General features: G+C 67.0%; 13 protein-coding genes and 1 pseudogene. 1 reads left to right on the forward strand and 13 read right to left on the reverse strand.

The genetic code is table 11. The features are described from left to right. Nucleotides 1-149: 149 nt before the first annotated feature. Nucleotides 150-12,368: an LWXIA domain-containing protein gene (locus FRZ40_RS38460; RefSeq protein WP_147237694.1), complete on the forward strand. Its 12,219-nt coding sequence runs from the start codon at nt 150-152 to the stop codon at nt 12,366-12,368. Between the two features lie 19 nt (nt 12,369-12,387). On the opposite strand, the gene FRZ40_RS38465 is transcribed toward FRZ40_RS38460, so the two are convergent. The 13 genes and pseudogenes from FRZ40_RS38465 to sctV all read right to left on the reverse strand — a co-directional run bounded on the left by FRZ40_RS38465 (nt 12,388) and on the right by sctV (nt 25,347). Beyond that, nucleotides 12,388-13,419 (reverse strand): EscU/YscU/HrcU family type III secretion system export apparatus switch protein, encoded by a 1,032-nt coding sequence (locus FRZ40_RS38465; RefSeq protein WP_028366121.1) that lies wholly within the window; start codon nt 13,417-13,419, stop codon nt 12,388-12,390. A 13-nt stretch (nt 13,420-13,432) separates the two neighbouring features. Continuing rightward, on the reverse strand, nt 13,433-14,236 hold the full coding sequence (gene sctT / locus FRZ40_RS38470) for a type III secretion system export apparatus subunit SctT (RefSeq protein WP_147237695.1): 804 nt from the start codon (nt 14,234-14,236) through the stop codon (nt 13,433-13,435). A gap of 26 nt (nt 14,237-14,262) precedes the next feature. Then, nucleotides 14,263-14,823: pseudogene (locus tag FRZ40_RS38475) on the reverse strand (hypothetical protein); the annotation flags it as partial. Further along, complete coding sequence (locus FRZ40_RS38480) at nt 14,816-16,186, reverse strand: FliI/YscN family ATPase (RefSeq protein ID WP_147237697.1); 1,371 nt, start codon at nt 16,184-16,186, stop codon at nt 14,816-14,818. The gene FRZ40_RS38480 and the pseudogene FRZ40_RS38475, both read right to left, overlap by 8 nt. Further along, nucleotides 16,183-16,809, reverse strand: coding sequence for a type III secretion system stator protein SctL (gene sctL / locus FRZ40_RS38485; RefSeq protein ID WP_028366124.1), 627 nt, complete (start codon nt 16,807-16,809; stop codon nt 16,183-16,185). The genes FRZ40_RS38480 and sctL overlap by 4 nt, the downstream gene beginning before the upstream one ends. Further along, nucleotides 16,791-17,498, reverse strand: a complete 708-nt coding sequence (locus tag FRZ40_RS38490) for a SctK family type III secretion system sorting platform protein (RefSeq protein WP_028366125.1) — start codon at nt 17,496-17,498, stop codon at nt 16,791-16,793. The genes sctL and FRZ40_RS38490 overlap by 19 nt, the downstream gene beginning before the upstream one ends. A gap of 30 nt (nt 17,499-17,528) precedes the next feature. After that, a complete protein-coding gene (gene sctJ, locus FRZ40_RS38495; RefSeq protein WP_147237698.1) occupies nt 17,529-18,416 on the reverse strand; it encodes a type III secretion system inner membrane ring lipoprotein SctJ in 888 nt (295 codons plus the stop codon). A gap of 3 nt (nt 18,417-18,419) precedes the next feature. Next, nucleotides 18,420-18,959 (reverse strand): hypothetical protein, encoded by a 540-nt coding sequence (locus FRZ40_RS38500; RefSeq protein WP_147237699.1) that lies wholly within the window; start codon nt 18,957-18,959, stop codon nt 18,420-18,422. A gap of 146 nt (nt 18,960-19,105) precedes the next feature. Next, on the reverse strand, nt 19,106-19,318 hold the full coding sequence (locus FRZ40_RS38505) for a hypothetical protein (RefSeq protein WP_028366128.1): 213 nt from the start codon (nt 19,316-19,318) through the stop codon (nt 19,106-19,108). Nucleotides 19,319-19,492: 174 nt separating this feature from the next. Beyond that, nucleotides 19,493-20,824, reverse strand: a complete 1,332-nt coding sequence (sctD, locus tag FRZ40_RS38510; RefSeq protein ID WP_147237700.1) for a type III secretion system inner membrane ring subunit SctD — start codon at nt 20,822-20,824, stop codon at nt 19,493-19,495. Beyond that, nucleotides 20,805-22,877, reverse strand: a complete 2,073-nt coding sequence (sctC, locus tag FRZ40_RS38515; RefSeq protein ID WP_147237701.1) for a type III secretion system outer membrane ring subunit SctC — start codon at nt 22,875-22,877, stop codon at nt 20,805-20,807. Before sctC ends, sctD begins: the two co-directional genes overlap by 20 nt. Then, a complete protein-coding gene (sctS, locus tag FRZ40_RS38520; RefSeq protein ID WP_147237702.1) occupies nt 22,877-23,155 on the reverse strand; it encodes a type III secretion system export apparatus subunit SctS in 279 nt (92 codons plus the stop codon). The genes sctC and sctS overlap by 1 nt, the downstream gene beginning before the upstream one ends. Continuing rightward, nucleotides 23,152-25,347 carry a type III secretion system export apparatus subunit SctV gene (gene sctV, locus FRZ40_RS38525; RefSeq protein ID WP_028366132.1) on the reverse strand — a complete coding sequence of 732 codons (2,196 nt, stop codon included), beginning with the start codon at nt 25,345-25,347 and terminating at the stop codon, nt 23,152-23,154. The genes sctS and sctV overlap by 4 nt, the downstream gene beginning before the upstream one ends. Nucleotides 25,348-25,566 lie beyond the last annotated feature (219 nt).

The raw sequence follows: 25,566 nt of genomic DNA on the forward strand, positions 1-25,566 counted from the left end.
GCAAGCATCCGAATCCAGCCAGACCAACCCGCCGACTACGGGATGCCGGAGTCCGTCCGCCCGCATCGGACGGCAGAATTCCTTATTGCTGCGCCTTGAGCGCCGCGGAAGGCCTGCGCGCGCGCAGATGCAAGCGTTGGAGATACGACATGTCCCTGATGGCCGTTGACGGCGGCGGCGCCACCTACGTGCCGCCTCCATCGAATCCCGATAAGCCCAAGCCCACGGCCTCCAACGGCAGCAGCACGCCCACGGCCCAGCAGCAGGCGCTCGCCGCCGCGAAGGCGGAAACGGCGCGCCTGCTGAAAATCGCGCAGCAGGAAATGGCGGCGCTGCAGCGCCTGCGCGACCAGCGCGCGAAGCAGGCCGATATCGACGCGCAAATCAAGAAAGCCGGCCAGGCGTGGGGCGCCGTGCAGGCCGCCGCGGAAAACCAGATGCGCGTGTCCGCCGATGGCGGCGGCGATGCGAAGAAAGCGATCTCGTCGGCGGCCGCCGACATTCGCGCGCTCGACAAGAACGATCCCATCCTCGACGAAGTCGTCACCGATTCGCAGAAGACGGTGACGCCCGAAACCGCCGTGCAGCGCACGACGAACGAAAAGGCCTTCCAGTTCGCGCTTGCCGCGCAGACCGACCAGGACGCGACCAGCGAGGTCAACGCCTACAACGCCGAGACGCCTGCGCAACAGCAGGCCGATGGCGAGGAATACGCATACAGCATCCGCCAGGACCAGAGCACGGCCGACACCAACGCGAACAACGCCTACGACGCGCTCGAAAAAGCGCTGCGCCATGAATACAGCGTCGAAGCTGCGACGCTGCGCCTGCACGATGCGAAGGCCGACTATGCGGCGTGGCAGAAGGAACCTTCGGGCGCGCGCCGCGCCGACGAAGCCGACGCGGCACAGGAACTGTCGCAGGCGCAGACGCAATACGACAAGGTGACGGCAGGCGACGACAGTGCGCTCAGCTACGTCACCGCCGACGAACAGAAGCAGGCCGTCGCGACCGTCAAGAACCAGCACCCTGACGCGTGGTACGGCAGCGTCGTGGATATGCTGGGTCAGCAAAGCGCGCTCAGGCGTGACATCGCGCTCGTGAATCCCGACGACCCGTCGCTGTCGCCGCAGATGAAGCAGCTCGCGCAGAACGATCCCGTCACGTTCGCGGTGTTGCAGGAAACCGGTCAGACGATCGACCCGAATGCGCCCGGCCTGTCGCCGAAAGAAAAGGAACTCGCCCAGCAAAACCCGCTTGCGCTCGCCTTCGTGCGAATGACGGGCGTCAATGTCGATCCGACGAAAATGACGGCGGCCGACAAGCAGCAGCTCGACCAGCTGGGCATTTTCCAGTACGCCTGCGCACACGCCGATCCGAAATCCGCGAACGTGCAGAAGATGCAGATGCTGATGGCGGCGGCACCCGACGTGCGTCTGCAATACACGAAGCAGCAGGTCGACCTGCTGATGCAGAACCCCGGCCATAACGGCGATAACGGTGATAACGCGAGCGCCGCGCTCAAGGTGCTCAACACCAACATGAACGCGACGTTCTCGGTCAGCGACCGCGAACAGATGTGGAACGAAGTGGGCCTGCCGCACTTCAACCAGAAGTACGTCGAAAGCCAGATCGATCCGCTGATGGTGAAGCCGGATACGACCGCGAACGATCCCGACAGCGTGCGCGCGCGCAACGACAGCACGATGAACGCCGACAAGGTCGGCAAATGGATGCAGTCGACGCTCGACATGAACAATGTGCCGCCCGAATTCGCGGGCGTCGTGATCGATACCGTCAAGCACGATTTCAGCGACAAGTGGATGCAGTCGAACACGGGCACGCCCGTGAGTGGACGCGGCACCGAGTTCTACAAAGGCCTGAGCCAGGCTGTCTCGCTCGCCGACCTGCAGCCGACGGAAACGGGCGTGCCCGTCGCGCGCGAAAACGACGTCGCGAGCTGGCTGATGGACGAGCACGGCAACGCGAAGTCGATGATCTACACGCTGCGCGGCGACAGCACGTCGTATGGCTTCGACAGCGTGCGCGACACCGTGAGCGGCGGCTACGGGCCCGCGCTGTCGCAGGCGCTGCTCAAGCAGATGCAGGGCGACGACCGCTTCAGGAGCGGCTTCGCGAACGACTTCCAGCTGATGCTCGGCCAGGGCATGGACAAAGCCCAGAGCAAGGCCAACAACGCGAACGCCGACGCGAGCTACAAGCTCTTTCAGAACGATCCGTCGAAAGTCCTGCAACCGTACTTCAACGACTTCCAGCAGCACTTCGACAATCAGCCGCACACCTTCGACGCCCACTCGAACCAGTTGACGAACTTCGTCGGCGTCGGGCTCGGCATCCAGCCCGATAATCCAGCCATCGTGCCCACCGACCAGCAGGACAATCCGTCGATGGGCATGCTCGAACAGCTGATCGTCGGTAACGTCGCGTTCAATCAGGGCAAGTCGCTGTTCGAGGGCAACGCCAACGCGACCAGGATGATCGATGCCGTCACCGACCAGATCCGCAAGGTCGGCGGCGATCATGCCGTGGTGACGCTGGTGCCGACGTACTACGTATCGAAGGATTCGGGCGCGAGTCCGAGCGCGCTCTTCAAGGTGCAGGTGAACGGCAAGCCAGGCGAGTTCAAGTACATCGACGATCGCGGCTGGTCTTACGACAAGCTCGACGACTACCAGCACAACAACGGCCTGTCCGACGACGCCAAACTGTATGTGCCGAGAAACCTGACGCTCGGCCCGGCGTCGTCGGGGCCCGTGCAGTACGAACCCGTGGCGGCGCACATCACGTCGGGCTGGCAGCGCTTCGAGCACGTGCTGGAGATCGGCACGGGCATCCTCGCGGCGGCGGGCGGCGTGGTGCTGATCGCAAGCGGCGTGGGCGCCGTCGAAGGCGGCTTGCTGCTGGGCGCCGCGTGGACGGCTGTCGGCGCGGGCATGGCAGTCGGCACGGGCGTCGCCGTGCAGGATCTCGTCAACCTGAACGATCACGGCCAGTCGCTCGGCTTCGGCAATGCGCAGGCGCGCTCGGACTGGATCAGCCTGATCGGCAGCGGCGCGGGCGCGTTCGGCGGCGGGCTTGGCATGGCGAGCAAGTCGTTGATGGAATCGGCCGCGCTGCTGCGTTCCGTCGACGAAGCCGCAGGTGCGATGAGCACCGTCAGCCGCACCTCCGGCGATGCGGCGCTCGTCGGTAACAGCGGCCGGTTCGCGGAAACGGCCAACGCGTTCGAAGGCACGGCCGCCGTCACGAGCCGCGCGTCGTCGATTCTCAATGTGGTGGGCGGTCTGTCGGGCGCCGATCTGTCGTTCGAACAGGGCGCGTCGCTGCTGAAGAACTGGGACGCGATGTCCAGCTCGGACCGCATCGACCAGCTGTTCACGCTCGGCCTCGGCATCGCGCAAATGGGCGCGGGCTCGACGACCATCATGGAGCGCCCGATCCGCACGCTCTTCAACGTGCCGGAACCGCCGCGCCCCGTCACGAACGTCACCTTCGACGACGCCGACGTGATGAACACGTCGCGGCTCGGCACGGCGGCAATCGAAAACCAGCGGCGTCTGAATGGCGACTTCGGCGACCCGCGTGGGCGCGACAGCGCGAAGGTGAATCTCGATGGCAACCAGAATCTCGACGGCATCGACGCGTTCGAAGCCGACAAGGGACTCGACGCCAAAGCTGCCGCCGCACGCCGCGCGCTGAACGGCAAAGGACTCGGCACGGACGCCGCCGATGGCGACGCGCTGCTGGTGCGCCTCGCGCCCGCTACGGAAAGCGAAGGCAGTACGCCGCCCGTCGACGACGCATCGGTTGCCGATCCCGCCGTCGCGAAACAGCCCGCGAACGCAACGAACGCGCAACCCGCGTCATGGTCGATTCCGTCGAACGTGCGGGCCAATCCCGCGCTGCTCGAAGAAACCGTCGTCGCCGCGTTCGCCAGCGGCAGCGGGCTCGATCAGGTGGAGTTCTACATTTACGCGTTGCAGGACGAGGAAGGCCACGCGCGTGCCGTCGATGAAGATGGCTTACCCGCCACGGACCCGGGCGATATCGTCGCCGACCTGCATGCGTCGCGTAACGACGAACGCCGCGCCGCGCTCGCCGACGATCCGCAGGCGCTCGCCGCGCACGACGCCGCCCCCGACACAGGCGAGCCGCTGAACCTCACACGCTACACGTCGCTGCACGATGCACTCGTGCTCGGCTGCGAAGGTACGCTGGCGGGCCGCTACGGGATCGCGCTGGTGGACCGCACCGCGCTCGCGCCGGACGGCTCCGCGCCGCCGGAAGCGATTGTCGGCAAGCTGGTGCCCGACGCAGCGGGGACCCACGTGAATCTGTCGCTCGACCCCGCGTTCCAGGGCGATCTGCGCATCCGCTATCCGCGCGGCTTCGAGCCCGGCAAGCCGCTGATCCGCGCTGAAAACGGAGAGCGCATCGACGTCGTCAATGCGCTGCCCACCCGCACGGAAACGCAATGGGCGGCGTTCCCGCGCCGCGAAGCCGACCTCGCGATCTACGCGCCCGACCTGACGCGCCCCGAGAACCAGTTGCCCAACGGCGAACGCCCGCAACTGCCCGTGCCACCCGGCCACTTCGCGGTGTATTGCCACGCGTGGACGGATGCGTTCTCCGATGCCCACGGCAATCCGTTCGACGCGCCGCAAATGGCCGAGATGATCCGCGCCGCCGGATGGGACGGCAAGTCGCCCGTCATCCTCTATGCGTGCGGCACGGCCACGCGCATCAATCCGCTGTCGCAACTGCTGGCGAGCGTGCTGGGCGTCGACGTGTACGGCGCGAGCGGCTTCGTCGCGTGGCGCGGGCACGGACCAAGTGGCCGCGTGACGACGGGCTATACGACCGGTATCGTGATCGAGCCGGGCGCATACGACCGGATGCACCGCGTCGATACGTCCGTGCAAGACGCGCCGCGCGTGTTTCGCTTCAGCCCCGAGCTGCCCGTTCTCGACCAGCCGCCCGCCGCGATCGACTGGCGCGGCGAACCGGCGCGTCCGGTGGTCAACCGCTGGGGTGATCCCAACGTGGCCACGACGTCCGCGCGCGCGCCGCTCAGCGTCTATCTGTGGGGCGTGCTCACGAAGCGCGGCGCGATCGTCAATCCGCGCACGGGCGCGCCCGCAAGCGCGCTCGACCTGACCTTTGCGCTCGAAGCGCTCACACAGCGCGGCTACACGCCGGGCACGCCCGTCGCGCTCGACGGCGCGGCGAGCGGCGCGGACCCGGCGCTGATCCAGGCGTTCTCCGATCTGATCCAGACGCCTGTCTACGGCCGTCTCGGCACGACCGACGCGAGCGGCTGGCGGCGCGTCGATCCCAATCCGAACCGGCGGCTCGCGCGCTTCGAGATCGAGCCCGACACGCAAGGCAAGTTTTCGCCGGGCGGCGCGCAGCCGATCAAGCTCAATCCGCTCGAACTGCGTCCCGTGCCGGGCACGCGCGTCGTCAATCTGCTCGGACATGAGGCGGCACGGCAGTATCTGAAGGTATCCGGCTTCGATATCGCGGAAACGCACGGCACGACGCCCAATAACGTCGCGGAGGACAACACCGTCGCCGTGATGCAGGACGGCCCACGGCTGACTGCGGAACGCTTCGTCCAGGCGCTGATGGAAGACGATGCGTACACGCCGGGCAACGGCGTGCTCGTGACGGGCTGCTATCTCGGCTCGGGCGGCTATCCGTGGGCGCGCGATCTGGCGTATCACCTGCAGGCGCCCGTGATCGCCAGCATCACGAGCAACAGCACGCGCGGCACGGGCGTGCTGACGCTGCATCCGCTGGAGCCTGAGATCGCCGTGCCCGAGAACGATCCGGATGTCGGCACGCGGCTCTATCTGCATTTGCCCGATGCGCCCGAGGAGGGTTTCGAGCCGGAAGTGTTCAGGTACCAGCGCGAGCACAACATCGACGCCAGTGCGATGCGGCCGCCCGTCGAGCCCGTGGAAGCCGCGCGTCCCGTCATCGGCGAGATCGATCCGAATGAGGATTCGGGACGGCGTAGCATCGGCGCTTCAGCGGATGACGAACCGTCGAAAGCGCTCGAACCCGTCAAGCCCGAGGCACTCGAACCCGACGCCATCTTCACCGCCGACGAATGGGCCGCGCGCCATGACGACGATCTGTCCGGCAAGACGCAAACTCACTATCCGCCGCGCAGCAAGGCCTACACGCGGCGCGACGTGATGGCCGATGGCAGCGGCATCGTGACGACGCTCGCGGGCGATCGCCCCGCGCTGCTGCAACCTGGCTTCGACGACGTGACGGGCATCGCCGCGACGGATCATCCCGAGTTCCTGCGTCCCGCCGATACGCTGCTGATGCCGCCCGACATTCCGCTACACGCCGTCGGCGCGCGCGGCCTGATGTCGCCGCCGGGGCATCACGTGATCTTCGGACACGGCATCTCGCCCGACGAAATGCTCGGTCCCGACGGCGTGCCCATCGGCGCCGATGAAGTCGCTGCGCGCGTCGCGCCGCTGCTCGAAGACGGACAGGACGTCACGCTGTACTCGTGCTACGCGGGTTCCGACAAGGCCGATCCGCTGCGGGCGCGGCAAGCCAATCGCGGGCCGCGCGTGAATGCCGCGTTTGCCGATGCGCTCGCGCAGCGCCTCGCGGATGCGACGGGCCGCCCGACCACTGTCTGGGCGCCGGGCGATATTCTGCTCGTCGATCCCAACGGCACGGCGTCGGTGCGCATCACGCGCTTTACCGGCCAGGTCGAGCGCACGGGCACGCCGATGACGGCATTCCGCGCGCGGCCTGCTTCCTTGCACGGCGCGCCGGCATCGGCAGCACATGCTTCTGCCGGAAAACCGACGCCGACGCCTGCCGAAAAGCCGTTCACGCCGCAAGTCGGCGATCTGCGCCTCGCCAACGCCGCGTACGACTTTTCCCCCATCGCCGACGATACGTTCGATTCCGTCGCGCTCGATCACGCTTTCGCCAGCGCGCTGACGTCGCGTCCCGGCGTGCTCGGCGACGTTGCGCGCGTCACGCGTCCCGGCGGCGAGATCACGCTGTCGCGCGCCAGCGGGTTGCTCGACGAGCCGCACCCGCTGCAAACGCTCGAAGACACGATGCAGGCCTTCCTCGATGCAGGACTCACGAATCTGCGCGCAGAATTCGTGATGCTCGGCGACGCGAGCATCGAACTCGGCGATGGCGTCGATATCGGCGCGCTCGATCCCGAAGACGGCTACTTCCGCTTCAGCGGCACTGTGCCGCGCGCCGAAGAAACGGCGTCGGCGGCAAGCGAACCGGCGAGCGCGGGCGTGTCCGATCTCGACCAGGCATTCGCCAGCCATGAGTCAGCGCAACAATCGGCGAAACATGTGTACGTGAGCGCCGACGCGCTGCCCGACGAATCGGCCATCGCACCCGGCGCCGATCCGCGCGAGCGCTTCGAAGCGCGCATGCAGGCCAACCTGGACGCCGTCGCGCAGACGACGCCCGTGCAGATCCACAAGCTGTCGTCGCTCGGCTACGATCCCGCTGCCGGGCTTCGCATCGACACGCCCGAAGGCATTCTGACAAAGCCAGCGGGCGTCGACATGTACATCGTGCAGGCCCGCGATGCGGCGACAGGCGCGACGTCGTACCGTCTAGCCGCGATCGACGAGAACGGCCTGCCCGAAGGCTACGCTGCTGTGAACCGCAACGGCATGCGGGCGCTCGCGATGATGCGGCGCGGTCCGCTATGGCCCGTCGCGGGTGCAGCCGATCCTGCGCCGGCTGCGTCCGCGCCCGAACAGCAGCGCGCCGCCGACTGGCTCGACGATCACGATCTGCGCACGCTGCAACGTATCGACGGCTCGCACGTGCCGATGCTGTCGGGACTCGTGCGCCGCCTGGGCCCCAACGCGCATGTGCTGATCACCGGGCACGCCGCGCGTCCCGACGCCGGTCAGGAACACGCGCAACCGGCGTTCATCGCGTCGCTGACTACAGACGAACACGGCATGCTCGGTTCGATCGAGTCGATGCAAGGCAAGCCGGTGCCGCGCTCGCTCACGAAAGCGCTGACCTCGACGGGCGATGGCGGCGTGGCCGCGCGCGCGAAGTACGACTTCTACGTGTCGCCTGTCGATGCCGCCGATCTCGCGCGCTTCGGCGGCGCAGCGAAGATCGAAAGCGTGACGATGATGGGCAAGACGACGTGGAACGTGACGCCGTCCGGCAAGCCCGTCGATGCCGCTATCGCGGGCGATATCACGGAACTGTCCGACGCGTTGCGCTTCAGGCGCCCGAGCCACGCGGCGCGCGCCGCCGACGCGCAGCAGCGCATCTATGCCGTCGAGGAAAAGACGGGCAACGTGCTCGGCTACGCGGAACGCAACCTCGACCACACATGGACCTACTACGAGAAAGCGAAACTCGGCGATACGAAGATCGACGCGCAGGATCTGAGCGCCGCGTTCCGCCGCCGCGCGCGCGGCATTCCGGTCGGCCGCGCGGGACGGCGCGGCGTGACGTTCGTGGTCAGCGAAACGGAGCCGTCCGCGCTCGATCGCGTGGGCGGATTCCGGCCCGCTGAAAAGAACGACACCGCGACGGCCGAAGGCGCGGACAAGCCCGACACGAAACCGCGCCGCAAGTCGGGCGACGTGGTGCAGTTGCAGGTCGCGCGCGCCGATCAGGCTGCGCGGCGCACCTGGGCGCAGGTTCGCGGCCGCGAACTGACGGGCGCCGGCAATCCCCTCGTCGAACCGAATCTGCTGCCCACGGCGAACGACAAGAACCTGCACGCCGTCGATTTCAGCGGACACAATGCGCTGCATCTGCTGCGCGCGATCCAGCAAGGCTCGCTCGACAAGAACCACACGATCTATGTGTTCGACACGAAAGACACACTGGCGGAAGCGATCGGCAAGCCGCGCGGCATCATCGCGTGGCGCGGCGACGAACTGCGCTGGTTCGACAACGTCAGGCACGCGAACAACGTCAGACACGGCGGCAAGAGTCTCGACGAAATGCCCATCGGCACCGACCGCTTCGGCGCGAACGTGCACTTTCTGCTGACGCGGCTGCAGCCGCACGAATTTCTCGCCGTCGCCAGGCCGACGCGGCTCGCCGCCCTCACCTCGCGCGCGCAAACGCTCAAAGAGCAATGGACCGCCACGGCGGAGACGGGCAAGCAGCACGCCGCCCTCAGGCAACGCGCCGAGCAGATCAGGAAGAGCTACGAAACCGTGCGCCGCGAAGCCGACGATCTGCTGCGCGAAATGCAGAACACGCGCGGCTCGCGCGGCCGCCGCAACAACAGCGCGAATCTCGCGCACGTGCGCTCGCCGATGAAGATCGAGCCGTATCAGCCTGGCCTGACATCGACGACGGTCATCGAATCGAACCTGCGCAGCGGCGCCGCGAAGCTCGACCAGTACTTCCCCGAGTCGCAGCGTATCGAGGCGTTCAACGAGCGCAGAAACGGCCCGCAAGCCCAGCGCATCCGCTTCACCGGCAAGCGGCAGACCATCATGTCCGACGCTGTGATGTGGAAGAGCCTCGGCAACGATCTCAAGGTGGCGCGCGAAGTCTCCACTTCGTCGCCGCGCTTCTTGCCCGTGCCGCGCAAATCGCTCGCGCGGCAATTCGGCGCGGCGACGGTCGCCGACCGCCGCATGGTCCGCTACTTCGTGCGCCACGATCCCGCGATCCAGGACCGCATCGCGCCCATGGCGCGCTCGTTCTCGCTGCGCGACGATCCCGCGCTGATGACGGCGCAGATCGAACGCTATGGCGGCGTGATGCCGATGGTGTCGCTCGTCGTCGATCCGCATTCGCTCAAGGCCGCGCTCGGCAAGCCGCACGACCCCGAATTTCTCGAACGCGTGCGCGCGCTCGGCGATCAGCAGAATGCGCGCTTCAACGGCGAGGAAGGCGTGATCGAGCCGGGGCCGGACTCGGAGGGCGAGACGCTGCAACTCGACGATCTCGCGCACCTGACGCGCTGGCTCGACGAAGCGTCGAAGTCGGGCTTCGCGATCCGGCTGGAGACGGCGCCCGCGCGTGCGCTCGTCGGCAAGGACAACCGCTTCCAGGCAGGCACCAACGACGATTACCACGATTACGTGCGCCTCTTCAGCATGCTGGAGACGTGGGCCAACGAGCACCCCGACGCTCCCGCGCCGAACGTGATGGTCACCTTCCACGGCTGGGACGCCGTGCCCGAATCGGTGCCGGGCGCCGGCCACGCGCGACTGCTGGAAGCCGTGCTCGCGCGCAAGGGCCTCGAATGGGTGCACATGGGGCTGTCCTACGGCACGCACGGCGCCGACTTTATCGCGAACCAGGATCTGACGACCCGGCTCGCGCAGATGATCGTCGACTATCGCAACGCGCCCCGCATGCTCGCGCGGCTGCATGGCGCCGACTCGCTGACGCGCGTGTTCGAGCGCGTCGACGGGCAGACCCTCGCGGACCAGCATCAGCTGCTGTTCGCGGAGATCGAGCGGATCGGCGAAGCGAGGGGCATGAAACCCGCCGAGATCGACGCGTTGCGGCATCAGCTGTATGAAGGCAACACGACGGCGTTTCTGGACAGCGCGCGCAAGGCGACGATCGAGTACGCGTGGCCGCAATGGCAGACGGGCGACAACAAACCGAACGGCAAGACGGAACGGCTCGCGCGCGCGTTCGCGCAGCGCTGGATGGCCGACACGGGCGACGCCATGACCACGACGCGGCCGACGACGCGCTCCGCTGCGAACGACGCCGAACCGACCGCGTACTGGCGTTCCGTGGTCGCGGACCCCGTGCTGAAGAACGACGGCACCAAGCCGCTCAGCGCGAACCGCAAGGCATCGGCGCAACTGGCCATCGCCAGCCGCGAGCACGAAGGGAATCAAGGCCCCGACGGCGCGCAGCCGCTCAGCGAAGAAGAAACCAGCCAGCTTCGCGCCGCTTCCGAACTCAACGCGCTGCGCGTCCAGCAAGGCAATCGCGACGGCAGCAGCGTAGTGAAGACGTCGCTGCTGGTCGGCGGCGCGGGCACGACGACGGGTGTGGCCGCCGCCAGCGCGTTCCGCCTGCTGCATCAGCTGAGCACCGAGGGCACGCTGCACGCGACCAACACGCTCTACACGGGCGTGCGTGTCGGCCGCGTGTTTCAGGCGATGCATCAGGGCGCCGTCGCGAGTCTGAAGAACGGCGATCCGCGCGTGTTCGACCAGATGGTCGACCGGCTCGCGAACGGTCTGAAGAGCCAGTTGAAGGCGAACCGGTTCGACGTGGACGTGCGCACGGAACAGCTCGAACTGCTCGCGAGCGAAGGCAAGGCGAAGGCAGGCCAGTTGCGGGCGCTCAACCAGGCAGGGCTGATTTCGTTCGACGACGCCGTCACGCACACGAAAGGCATCGCCGCCGACATGCTCGCGCAGATGCAAGGCGTGGTCGGCGGCTCGTCGCTGAAGATGCTGCATCATGGCAATCCGCGTCACTGGGTCGGCCTGATGGGACGCGGCCTCGGCATCGCGGGCTATACGGGGACCATCACGCTCAACATGGCGTCGATGATCGATCATCCAACGCTCGCTACGGCACTGTCGACGGCGGGCGCGACGATGGGCGGCACCTACACGACGCTCGTGTTTCTCGGCAGCATCCGGCATCTGAACGCCGAAAACCGCAGCCGCTTCGCGCGCTTTGCGAGCGCGTCGGGCGATTATCTGGCGTCGTCGGGGAGTTTGATTGGCGGCGTGACGAAGATCCTGTCGGGCGATCCCGTCGCGGGTTCGCTGTCGGCGGCGTCGGGCTTCCTGCTCGGCAGCGCGCGGCTGCATACGCAGTTCCCGAATTCGTCGCCGTTCATGGAAAAACTGCCGACACTCATCGCGCTGCTGCCCGTCGGGTTGTTCGTCGTGACGACGGCACAAGGCCTGTTCTTCAGCGGCAGTTCGGGGAACGACAAGAACGATCCGAACAACACGCCCGGCAAAAACAATCTGAACAGTCCGCAGCCGGGCACGTCAGGCACGCCACAGCCGTCGATCACGGCTTCGGCGGCGCCGTCGGCTTCGCAACCTTCTTCACAACCGACTTCGCAAGCGCCCACGCCGTCAGCTTCCCAACCTTCGTCACAACCCACGGCGACACCATCGACCCCGCCGCCCACCGTCAGGACTGCACACGGTGACTCGCTCTGGTCGATCGCCGACGATCACAGCCGCAGCCTGCTCGACGCCGCGCATGTGCCCGACGCCGACCGGCAGCACATGTCGCACGATCATCTCGTGCAACTTGCGTTCGACGAAATCCTGCAACTGAATCCGCAATACGCGAAGCATCCGGGTTCGATCGATCCGGGCGACACGATCGTGATCGGCTGATACGCGCAAGCCTCGCGTATCAGCCGGCGCCTTTCGCCCACTTAAGCAGCCGCGCCACTTCCTCGAAGTGATGCTGGCCGATCGTGCCGTTCTCGGGCGTCGCTTCGTAGAGCGATTCGGCAAGGCCCGTATTGGCGAGCGTCGGCCGCAAGCTCGCCTGCGCGAGCTTCACGATGCGCTCGGCGACTTCGCCTTCGCCGCGCGCGAGCACCCACGGCAGCGTGCCGGGACCGCCGTAGAACAGTGCGACAGCCACACGCGGCGAATACACGACCGCCGACGCATAACCGATCCTGTCGTTCAGCGACGCCATGCGCATTTCCAGCGCGATCTGCTTGCGCCGCCCCTGGATATGCGGATCGCCCTCCGTCTCCTTGTGCTCGCGCCGCACCTCCTCGACCGACATCTTCATCTTCTGGTTGAACTCGTGCCGCTGATGCACGATATCGATCAGCGCCATCACGATGAACACGAGCGCGGCCCAGCCGAACAGCAACAGCAGCAGATGTGCGATCAGCGCGAGTATCGACAGCGGCCGCGTGAAGCCAGCCTGCACCGCGGGATCGAGCGACGCGCGGATCAGCCAGCCAAGCGTCGCGACGAGCAGCGCCGTCTTGACCAGCATCTTCACGAGATTGATCAGATTGCGCAGCGACCAGAGGTTCTTCAGCCCTTCGGCGGGATTGATGCGCGACAGCGACGGCACGAGCCGGCTCCACGCCATGATGCCGCCCACCTGCACGAAACCCGCGAGCAACCCTGCCGCAAGGCCGATGCCCACGAAACCGAGCGTCGGCAACAGCAACGTGTGCGACGCTTCGCCGACCAGCGACGCGATGCGCGCACCGGGATCGGCTGCGCCGACGGCGTCGAACACGAGGCGGAACAGTCCCTGCACGCGCGCGTCGATCTGCGCGAGGCCGCTGGCGAGCGCAATGCACACGCCGACGAACATCGCCGTCGAAATGGTTTCCGCGCTCTTCGCGACCTCGCCTTTCTCGCGTGCTTCGCGCAGGCGTTTCGCGGTCGGCTGCTGGCTCTTTTCCGCCATGTTCGCGCGACGCTCAGCGCGCGACCTGCAACAGCGAGCGCAGCAACGCCACCATGCCGCCGTCGGGATTCAGCATGCCGTGCAGCGACGCATACACGACGGGCAGGAACAGCACCATCATCAGCATTGCGAGCGTGCTCTTGACCGGCTGCGAGAACGTGAACACGTTGAGCTGCGGCACCGCGCGCCCGACAAGACCGATGCCCGCCTCGACGAGCACCAGCACGATCACGACAGGCGCCGCGAGCTTCACCATCCAGACGAACACGGCGTCCGTCTGCTGCACGATGAAAGTCGACAGCACTTGCGACAGATTCGGCAGCAGCGCGCCGATCGGCCACCACGCATACGACTGCGCGAACACCTGCACGATCATCTGCAAACCGCCCGCCGTCACGAACAGCGCGAGCGCGACGAAGTTGAGAAAGCCCGACGTCGGGCCGCCTTCGTGCCCGCCCATCGGATCGAAGAACGACGCGTTGCCGCTGCCCGTCTGAAAGTCGATCAGATAACCGACGCCCTGGATCGCGAACAGCACCGCGCTCATCGCGCCCGCGAGCAGCACGCCGACGAGCGCTTCTTTCGCGGCGATCAGACACCAGACGAGAAACGGCAGATCGACGATCTGCGCCGGATCGATCACGGGCGCGACGAACGCCGCGATCACGACGGCGATGCCGTTGCGCACGAGGCCCGTGACGATCTCCTCGTTGAAGACGGGGACGATCAGCATCACGGGCAGAAGACGCGGCATTACATACAGCAGCGGCTTCGCGCTGCCCGCGATATCGGAGAACTGTTGCGCCTGGTCTAGCATCGCGGGTCGCGGGTGAAAGGAAGCGGCTCGTGCGCGGCATCGGCTTCAGGCGTGGACGCATCCGCTGCCTGCGGGTTTGACATGCCGAAGCGCCGGACCGCGAAGCTGTCGGCGAGATCGTCGGCGGCGCGTTCGCTGCGCACGGCGCGCGACTTCAGCGCGCGCTCGCCCGCTTTCTCCAGCTTGTCTTCGGCGGCCTTGGCGCGGCGCGCCGCACGCTGCAATTGCGCGAGTTCCGCTTCGTGGTTGTCGTGCGTGACGCTTGCCTGCATCACCGTATGCGTCGCCTTGCCGATGCGCAGCGTCGCCGTGCGCGCATCGGCGGCGGCTTCCTGATAGACGCGCGCGGACGCAGCCCCGTCAGGGCCCGCACCGCCGTCGCCATTCGCGAGCCGCTGCTGGATCGCCGCCTTCGCCGCGATCTGAGCGTTCAGACGCTGCTGCGCGTCATCGAGCGCGCGCTGGCTTTGCGCCGCGATGCCCTGCTGCCGCGCCGCCGCGACGCGCGCAAGCTGCGAACGCATTTCGCGCACGCGCTTCAGACGCGCGAGGGTGGCGAGCACGGCGGCATCGTCGGCGTCAGACATGGGCGTCCGCCAGTTGCGCGAGACGCGCGAGCGTCGGCTCATATGGCGCGTTGTCGGTGGAGGCCTGCGCGCAGAACGCCGCGAGCGCATCGCGGGCGCGCAGCGCGAGATCGCCGAGCCGGTCGCTGCCTTCGCGATACTCGCCGATCTGCACCAGCAGTTCGATCTCCTGATACTTCGCCAGCAGTTCGCGTGCGCGCCCCGCCGCGCGCTGATGCGCCGCGTCCGTCACGAGCGGCATCACGCGCGACAGACTGGCGAGCACGTCGATCGCGGGATAGCGGTTCGCCAGCGCGATCTTGCGCGACAGCACGATATGACCGTCGAGAATCGAGCGCACTTCTTCGGCGATCGGGTCCGACTCTTCGTCGCCTTCGACCAGCACCGTATAGAGCGCCGTAATCGAGCTGCGCTCGCCCTGCCCCGCGCGCTCCAGCAGACGCGGCAGCACCGCGAACGTCGACGGCGGAAAGCTGCGGCGCGTGGGCGGCTCGCCGCTCGCGAGACCGACTTCGCGCTGCGCGCGGGCAAAGCGCGTCAGCGAATCGACCAGCAGCAGCACGCGCTGCCCGGCGTCGCGGAAATGCTCGGCGATCGCGGTCGCGACGAGCGCCGACTTCACGCGCTCCATCGCGGGACGGTCGGATGTCGAGACGACGAGAATCGAGCGCGCGCGCACTTCGGGCGACAGCGCATGTTCGATGAACTCGCGCACCTCGCGCCCGCGCTCGCCGACCAGCGCGATCACGTTCACGTCGGCCTGCGCGCCGCGCGCGATCATGCCGAGCAAGGTGCTCTTGCCGACGCCCGAAGGCGCGAAGATGCCGACACGCTGCCCTTCGCCGAGCGTCATCAGGCCGTCGATCACGCGCACGCCCGTCACGAACGGCGTATCGATCATGCGGCGCGCGAGCGGATTGGGCGGCAGCTGCTGCGTCGAGACCCACGCGCCGCCCGTCACGGGGCCGTGGCCGTCGAGCGGCGCGCCAAGACCGTCCAGCACGCGTCCGAACAGCGCGGGCCCGACCGCGAACATATGCGCGCGCCCGGACGGCACAACCGTCGTTTCCGGCGACAGGCCTTCGACGTCGCCGAGCGGCGTGAGCAAGGTCGTCTGCCGCGAGAAGCCGACCACTTCGGCAAGACGCACGGGCTGATCGGGCGTGTGCAGCTCGCAGATTTCGCCGAGCCGCGCGCGGATGCCCGTCGCATTGAGAATCTGCCCGACCGCGTGATTCACGCGCCCTTGCACCGACACGGGCGAAAAGAACGCGAGCCCCGCATCGAGATCGCCGACGAGACGGCCGCCGTCGAACGGCAACGCGTCGTCGCCGATATCCGTTTCGCGTGACGGCGTGTTCATCGCGCGGCTCCCTTCAACGGTTCGCGGCGGATCGCCTGGCGCAATGCGTCGATCTGCAAGTCGAGGCTCGCATCGATACGTCCCGACGGCGTTTCGACCGTGCAGGCCTGGGCAGCGACCTGCGCATCTTCGACGATGCGGATACGCGAACGGACCGGCTGCGCCGCCGCGCCCGCCAGCGCCGCGTCCATTTCTTCGCGCCGGCCCGGCGCGACATGCACGATCAGGAACGGCTCGTCCCTCACGAGCGGCAGGATGCGCGCGAGGGCCGCTTCATAGAGCCGCTGCGTATTCGTCTCGCCGACGATCGCGCGCACCGCCTTCACGACGATCTCGGCCATCGCGTCCTTCATCGATTCCATTGTCTTCGCCGCCGCGAGCGCCTGGCTGTACGCCTGCGCCGCGTGCTCCTGCTGCGCGCGGCGCAAGCCTTCTTCATAGCCCGCGTCGCGGCGCGCATCGAACTCGCGCTGCGCCGCTTCGACGATGCGCTGCGCTTCCTCGCGCGCCGTCGCGATCACGGCCGATGCGTCGAGCAGCGCCGCGTATTCGCGCTCCTTCAGCACCTTGCGCTCGGAGAGCAATTGCAGGTTGTCGCTCGTGATCAGAAAAGCCAGTCCCATGCCGCGAACCTCTCGGGGATCAGATACAGAAACAGCAGCTCGCCGAACTGGTCGCGCTGCGCGTGGTTGAGCAGATACGGCGCTTCGCTGTCGATCGCGAGATTGAACTTGAGCGTGGCGCGCCGTTCGACGGCGGCGCCCGCCGCGCCGATGAAATCGGCCAGCAGACGCCCGCCGCGTGCGCGGATGACGGCGGGCAGCGCGGCGGGATCGTCGCGCCACGGCTCGAGCGTCTCGCCGAGCGCGCCGAACTCGGGCGCGCGTTCGAGCGCCAGTTCGAGCGCATCGGCGCCCAGCTTGCCGACCACTTCCGCCCGCACGCGCCGCTGCTGCAACGCGTCGCGCAACCACGCGCGATGCAGCAGCAGACCGGCATATGACGCCAGCTGTTCGAGCGCGGCGCCCGGCAGCAACGCGAGCCGCGCGAGCGGCGTCGCCGCGGCGAAATCGGCCTGAGCCGTCTGCGCCACGCCGTACGCATCCAGCAGATGACGCGCGATCAGCCGACGTCCCGCTTCGCCGAAGCGCGAGAAATGCTGGTACGCGGGCGGCCAGTCGACGGGCACGCGCGTCACGTGCAGATAGGTGTCGGGGCGCAACACGAACTCGCACACCATCCGGTAGAACGCGACATGCTGCGGCGGCGCGGGCGGCGCGAGCGCATGCGTCCAGGGCAGGTTCGCCGTCATGCGCGCGCGCGACCGCTGCTTGCCGTCACGCTACGCACTGTCGCGCGCGCTCTCGGCCACGCGCACGCCGCGCGCATTCGCGGCCCCTTCGCTGCGCGCGCCGCCGCCCAGCAGACCCGCGAACCGTCCGCCGAACATGCCGCGCCGCGCGGCGGACAACGCGATCACCGCGAGCGTCAGCAGAATCAGCGCGCCGACCAGCCAGCCGAGCGGCGAGCGCAGCCGCACGATGTCCGTCAGCGCATTGCCGATGCCGTTGACGGGCGCGGACTTCGCCGCCGCCGGCTGCAGGAACAGCGAGACATTGTCGTACTGCAGGCCTTCGATACTATGCGCGACGAGATCCTTCACCATCGGCGCCATCGCGCGCAGATCGACGCCCGGCTTGTAGCGGATATACACGGCCGCCGACGAAGGCTTGATCTTGTCGGCGAGCGGATCGTTCTCGGGAATCACAACCTGCACGCGCGCGACCACCACGCCCTCGATATCCTGCAGCGTATGCGTCAGATCCTGCGACACGCCGTACAGATAGCGCATGCGTTCCTCGGCGGGCGTCGACACCAGCCCCTGCTTCTGGAACAGTTCGCCGACGCTCGCGAAATGCGGCTTCGGCAAACCGTTTGCGTGCAGCACGGTCAGCGCGGACTGCATGTCGTCGTCGGCGACTTCGACGAGCCACGCCTGGCGGTCGGAGGCATCGCGCGCATCGTTGTCTTTCGACGCGGCGATACCCGCGTCGCCCAGCACGGCGACCATCTGGTTCGCTTCCGCTTCCGTGAGGCCCGAATACACTTCCTTCTGGCAACCGGCAAGCAGCAGCACGAGCGCGCCCGCCGCCGCCGCGCGTGCGAAGGCCTTCAGGCGCGGCCTCGCGTCAGACGCCTGCACGTCCGGGCCGTTGAGTGAAGCTGTCATCCGTCATTCCTGATTCTTCAGAATCGAATGCGTCAAGCCGTTGGTTGCCTGTGCGACGGCAAGACTCAACTGATATTCGGAGATCGTCGTGGTCGCGCTCCACTGGAAGTCCATCGCCTGCGCCATCGACATCAACGGGTCGTTGGTGTTCTGCGACATCGACGTGAGCATCTGTTCCTGATGCTTCTGCAAACCCGAATAGCGCGTGTCGAGATCGTTCGTGAACGTGCGCAGCCGCTCGACCAGCGACGAGCGGTTCGCGTCGGCGGGCGTCATGCGGACGTCGGTCGAGACGGGCGGCGTCTGCTGCGTCTGCTGCGCCGCCGACGTCGGCGTCATGCTCTGCACGCCTGTGCCTGCGCCTGTGCCTGCGCCTGTTCCTGTGTTCGATGCCTGCATCAAGCCGTCGAATTGCTTCACCTGCGCCGCGTCGGGCGACTTGCCTGCATGAACGCTCGCGCTGGCATTTGCTTCGGCGCCTTGCAACGCCGTGGCATTGGCGAGCGCCGCCGTCGAAGGCGGCGCGACACCTGAGACTGTCATGATCGGTCCTCCTTGTACTCATCCAGTCGACGCACGGAAAGCCGGCCGCAGCACGCGCACGCCCAGCCGCCGCCGATACGCTTCATCGGCGCAACGGGGTTGGGATCGCATCGCTTGGGCGCTGCGCGGGCGGCCAGCGCCCGGCGTCAAGAGCGGCCCGCCGAACCGATATGCTCCGCAGCCTGCGACGCGGCCGTCCCGGCTGCGGACGTCACGGCGCCCGTCGTCTGAAACGTGCTGGTCGAGCCTTGCACCATGAACTGGATTTCAGTGAGTTTTTCCTGGGCCTGGATCAGCTGGTTGGCCTGGTTCTGGACCGCACCCGTATCGGTCACGGGACCCGTGGTATTTCCGCTCATCGCTCACTCCTTCAAGTGTTGACTGACATTCCGGCTGCGCGGGCAATGTGCCGTGCGCCGCCGCTTACGCGAGGCTTCGTGTCTGCACATCTGCGTCGACCCGAAGACTGGCGTTCTGGTGCGCGATGCGACGGATTGCTGGTTCGCGTCGCGCGAATACGGTTGCCGCTGCGTTCATGGCTGTGTTGCGTGTGCTCCCGATCCGGCTTCCTGATAAGCCGCTGTGCCCGATACCGGCATCGCCACACCCGCCGCCGCGCCGCTCGTCACGGCCGATGCAGCTTCCGCCGCCGAAGCGCCCACTGGCGTCCCGGCTGCCTTGCCGCCGAGCGGCATCGTCACGCGCCGTCCATCCACATCGAACACGACTTCGTCAGAGCCGATCGATACGACCGTCGGCCCCTGCTTCATCCTTGCGCCTTCGAAATAGCGGCTGCCGTCGACGGCCTCGATATAGCGCTGATCGCCGTCGCCCGCGAACACCGTGACGATCTCGGGAATGCCCGCCGTGCCGCCGAGCATGCCCGCGCGCATCGGCGGGCGCGGATCGTCGTAGCGCACGTGATCGACGACTTCGAGCGCGGGCCGCGCATCCTTCATGTAGTTCTGGATGCGCTGCGCGATCTGCGCGCGCGGCGCGCTGCCCGTCAGTTCGATCCGGCCGCGCCCTTCGTAGCTCACGTTCAGCGGCGTATCGCTGAAATAGGTTTGCGCGGTGGCAAGCAGATCGCTGACGACATAAATGTTGCCGAGCGCCGCGTTATCGACGCTCGCGACGATCTGCGCAACCTTCTCGCGCTCGGCTGCGTCTTTCACATAACCGCTGACGAGCGCACCGTCCTCGCGCGGCGCGACGTTCAGTTCGGGATACGGACGCAGCGCCTGTTGCAGCCGATGCACGCGCGCCAGCGCCGATTCATGCTGCCACGGCAAGCCGCCCGACCACGCGACGAGCCCATAGCCGAGCGCGCCCAGCGCGACGCCGATCCACAGCGCCGCGAGCACGATCACGAAGCGCCGGCTGCCGACGCGCCGTCCCGCATCCGCGAGCCAGCCGAGCCACGCGGCGTCGCGGCCCGCTTGCGGCTGGTCGCTTTCGGCGGGCACGGCCACGCTCGAGAGCGCATTGCGCGCGATGCCGAGGCGGATCGAGCCGACCGTGACGACATCGGCGGGCGTCAGCGAACGGCGGCCCGCGCCGAGCGGTTCGTCGTTGAACAGCACGGGCGCCTTGCTCTCGCCGAAGTTCTGCACCGTCACCGCCAGCGCGCCGACCTGCAGGCACAACTGCTTCGCCGCGATCTCGCGGTCGGGCAAGATGACTTCGCAGTCGGCCGCCGTGCCGACCCAGTTCGCGCCGCGCGCAAGCGACATCGTGCGTCCGTACATCGGGCCGCTGAGAAAACACAGGTTCCACGGCGACGCGACGGCGTCCTGCGACGAGGCGTTCGGTGCGCCCGCTGCGTTCGGCAGCGCCGCATGCGGATCAAGGGTGGTCGTAGGCATGATCCTGCGTTCCCTGCGTTTGCGTCACGGCGGGCTGCGACGCCGCGTCTTGCGGCGCGGGCGGCGGCAGCGGAGGCCCATAGCGCGTGCCCGGCAGCGGCTTCGGCGTGAGCGGCACGGCGACGTCGTTGTCGGGCGGACGGTACATCGTCAGGCCGTTCGCGTCGGGCGCGCTGCCGAGGTTCGGATTGATGGGCGCGCCATCGGGCGCGTACATCGACGCATTGCTGACCACGCGCGGCGTGAGCAGATAGAAGCGCTCCATATGCTCGCCCGTCTTGTCGGTGTACTTGAAGAGATTGCCGATCAGCGGAATGTCCTTCAGCCACGGCACGCCGCTCTGGTTCAGCTGCACCTGATCGTTGTTGAAGCCCGCAATCAGCAGGCTCTTGCCTTCGTCGATCATCGTCTTCGTGACGATGTTGCGCTGCTGGATCACGGGCACGTTCGACACCGATTGTCCCGGCACGACGTTGCCGTCCTGAATGTCGATCGACATCATCACGCTTTCCGCGTTCGGCGCGTGAGCGGCGGCCGCCTGCACAGCGGCATCGTCGACGATCATCGGCGTGACCTTGATGCTCGTGCCCGTCGTCACGCTATACAGCGACGAGTCCTGGAAGCCCTGCACCTGCACGTAGAACTGGGTAAGGTTTTCGAGGATCGCTTCCGTGTTGTCGAGCGCGAGCACTTTCGGCTTCGAATGCAGTTCGGCCTTGCCCGTCTGCGCGAGCGCATTCACGCGCGTCAGCAGATAGTCGCGCAGCGAGCCGCCGATCGACGCCGTCAGCGCAATGCCCGTCGGCAGGAAGGTGCCCGTCTGCCCCGTCTCCGTCGTGCCCACGCCGAACGTGAGGGGCGGATTGCCCGTGCCGTTGTATTGCGTGTTCCCATTGAGCGGATTGGCGCCGTTGCCGATCTGCACGTCGCCGTGCGTCGTGTGCAGACGCCAGTCGATACCGAGGCTGTCCAGCGAGTTCTCGTCGATATCGATGATCGTCACATTGATTTCGACGATGCGCGGACGCACGTCGAGTTCGTTGATCAGCGACTGGTAGCGGTACATGTTCTCCGGCAGATCGCGCACGAGCACCGCGTTGATGGCGGGATCGGCTTCGATCTGCGGCAGCGTATCGCTGCTGCCCGACGAGCCGGTCGAGAACGGCAACTGGCTGTCGGGAGAAGCGCCTGTCGCGCCGTATCCGCCGTAGCCCGCTGGGCCGCCTGCAATGTCGGGAAACTCGATGCGCGGCACCGCGATCGTCACGCCCGAGCCGAGCTTCATCTGCCGCGCGGCGGCGCCGAGCGTCGCGTTGGTCGGCATCAGGTTCTGCCGCGAGCCGCCTTTGCCGTACAGCCGCTTGAGCATCGTCGCGACGCCGGGAATCACGACTTCCTTGCCCGAGCGGTTGATCGTGAAGTCCGACGCCCAGCCGTACCTGAGGCGGAACGCGCGCACATCGGCAAGCTGCCCGTTCGATGCCGGATTGCCGACCGTGCTGACCGCCTGCCGCACGAGTTCGATATAGCGGCGCGGGCCCGACACATAGATGCTGTTGGCGCGGTCGTTGATGACGAGCTGAAAGCGCTTGTCGGTGATCTGCATGGTCTGCAGCGCGCGGCCGATCTCACCCGCCGAGTTCGGCGGAATCGGAATAACCTGGCTTTGCGACTGACCGGCGGGATCGACATAGAGAAACGAGCCGTCGTAGTACCACGTGAGGCCATAGGTCGCGCAGATCGTATCGAGTGTCTGTTGCGGCGTGCCGGAAAAGCGGCCGCTGATCGTGCCGTCCACTTTCGGATCGACCACGGCCGTCACGCCCTGCGACGAAGCCAGTTCGCGAATGAAGTCCGCGATCTTGCGGCCGTTCGCGACGATCGTGAACGGCCGGTTGCGCCAGCGCAGTTCGGCTGCGCGCGCGGGCTGCGACAGCGCGGTGAACATCGTGACGGACAGCAGCGCGATCACGGTCAGCATCGCGAGCGCGTTCTGCGCGCGTTTTCGGTCGCGCTTTGCATCGAATCGAAGGGGAACGGCACGTCGGCCCATCAGAGAACACCCGTGGAAGAAACGAACAAACGCGTCAGCGCCTGCTGCGCGAAACGCAGCACCTCGCCACCCAGCCATCCGGACAACACCACCAGCGCGACCATCACGGCAATCAGCCGCACGGCGATGCCGATGTTCGAGTCCTGCACCTGCGTCACCGCCTGCAGGATCGCCACCGCAAGACCGACTACCGCCGCGGTCAGCACGATGGGCAGCGACAGCAGCAGCACCAGCACGAGCGCCTGCTGCGTCAGATCGAGGATCGTCGAACTGGTCATGGCGACGCCTCCGCCGTGCGCACGTCGGCCCCAGCGCCGACCGTGCCGTCATCGGGCGGATTCTTCACCCAGCCGACCGTATGCAACTGCACGTCCTCTTCGATCTCCTGATACGACAGCACGGACAGATCGGGCAGGACCGGCTGCAGGATCGATTTCGTGTAACGGCGCGCGCCGAGCGCGACCATCACGGCAAGCCGCGCGTTACCGTGCTGTCCTGGCGACGCGCTCGATGCATTGACGATCGCGCGCACCTGTTCGCAGATGTCCTGCTTGACCGCACTCGACAGCGCGAGAAAATTGCCCTGCTTCGTGCGCATCACCGCGCTCTCGATGCGCTCCTGCAGATTCTGTTCGAACAGCACGACGCGCAGCTGCCGCGCGGCGCCCGCGTGCCGGTCGGTGATCATGCGCCTCAGGTCGATACGTACGAGTTCCACCAGCGCGATCACATCGTCGGGCTCGTTCGGCGCCCACGTAATGAGGCTTTCGAAGATCACACGCAGGTTGCGGATCGGCACCTGTTCGGCGAGCAGACGCCGCAGCACTTCCGTTACGCGCTGCAAGGGCACGAGGCGCGTCAGTTCGCTCACGAGTTCGGGATGATCGCGCCGCACCAGATGCACGAGCGCCTGCGTCTCCTGAATGCCGAGCAGTTCGTCCGCGTGTTGCCGCACGATCTGCTCGATGTGCGCGGCCAGCACCGCTTCGTTCGACAGATGCCTGCCTTCGGGCGCAGCCGCCTGATCCGTCCTGATCCACAGCGCGGTCGCGAACGGGCCGAAAGCTTCTGCGGGCTGACGCTCCGCGCTTTCGGGCAGCGGCGATACGCCGTCCCACAGCAGCCAGCCAGGCTTCAGTGCACCGTGCGCGGCGAGCACGTCTTGCAGATAGATGCGGTAGCTGCTGTCCGGCGCGCCTTCGTCGTCGTTGAGCGTGATACGCGGAAACACCGTGCCGATGTCGGCATCGACGCGCGCCTTCGCCGCCGACAGCGCCGACTGCAACTGCGCGAGATTGAGCGCGCTGCGCAGATCGGCGGCGAGCGTGACGGCGATCAGCGAAGTCACGCCCGCCACATGCGACACGCGCGCGGCTTGCCCTTCGCCTTGCGCGCTGTCGATGCGGCCTGCGATGTTGATCAGATTGAACGAAGGCGCGGCCGTGCGGCGACGCATCTGCATGAGCGCGACGCCGCCGAGCCCTAGCGCGATCAGCGCGAACGACCACTTCGGAAAGCCGGGCACGAACAGGAAGCCTGCGAGCACGAGCGCCGCGATCAGCAGCGCGCGAGGATGCGCGCCCAGCTGTTCGCCGAGCTGCTCGCCCAGCTGGCGCTGGCGCGTATCGCGTGTCGCGACGCGTGTCGTCACGATGCCCGCCGCTATCGACACCAGCAGCGAGGGAATCTGCGAAGCCATGCCATCGCCCACGGTCAGGATCGCGTAACGCTGCAGCGCATCGCCGATGCTCATCTCGTGCATCACCGTGCCGACCGCGATGCCCGCGACGATGTTGATGAAGGCGATCACGAGTCCCGCGATGGCGTCGCCCTTCACGAACTTCATCGCGCCGTCCATTGCGCCGTGCAACTGCGATTCCTGTTCGAGCTGTTCGCGGCGCTCGCGAGCTTCGTCGGCGCTGATGATCCCCGCACGCAGATCGGCGTCGATGCTCATCTGCTTGCCGGGCATCGCGTCGAGCGAGAAACGCGCACCGACTTCCGCGACACGCTCCGAGCCTTTTGCAATCACGATGAACTGCACGACGGCGATCACCAGAAACACCACGCCGCCCACCACGACGTTGTTGCCGACGACGAGCCGGCCGAATGCATCGATCACATGGCCTGCGTTCGCGTGCAGCAGGATCAGCTTGCAAGACGCGATATTCAGCGACAGCCGGAACAAGGTGGTGAACAGCAGCAGCGCCGGAAACGACGAGAAGCTCACGGCGGAGGGCACATAGGTGGAGACCGTCAGCAGCACCACGCTGACGGCGAGATTCAGCGAGATCATTCCATCGAGCGCAGCCTGCGGCAGCGGCAGGATGAACAACGCGATGACGGACACGATGAACGCCGCGAGAAACAGATCGGCGCGCGGCGCCGCGGCGCGTCGTGCGCCGGACACGCTCGCGCCGGCGGAAAACATCCGCTGCCAGCCGCGCGGAAGCGCTTTTGGATCTGCCATCGTCGAGTACCCGCTCCCTGTTTGAAACACGGTTTGTACTATCTGTTGACGCTCGTCGTTATGGATTCGCTGTTGTTTGAATCGTGTTCCTCGGCGCACGGTTTCGCAGCGCGCGCGCGTTCCGATGCCCAATGGGGTATCCGGATGCGAACGAGTGTAGCGGCGCCCGTCATGTGAAAAGTCCTTGCACCTCGTAGCCCGCGCGCCGCTTTGACAGTG

The sequence above is a fragment of the Paraburkholderia azotifigens genome, assembly GCF_007995085.1.
GTDB lineage: Bacteria > Pseudomonadota > Gammaproteobacteria > Burkholderiales > Burkholderiaceae > Paraburkholderia > Paraburkholderia azotifigens.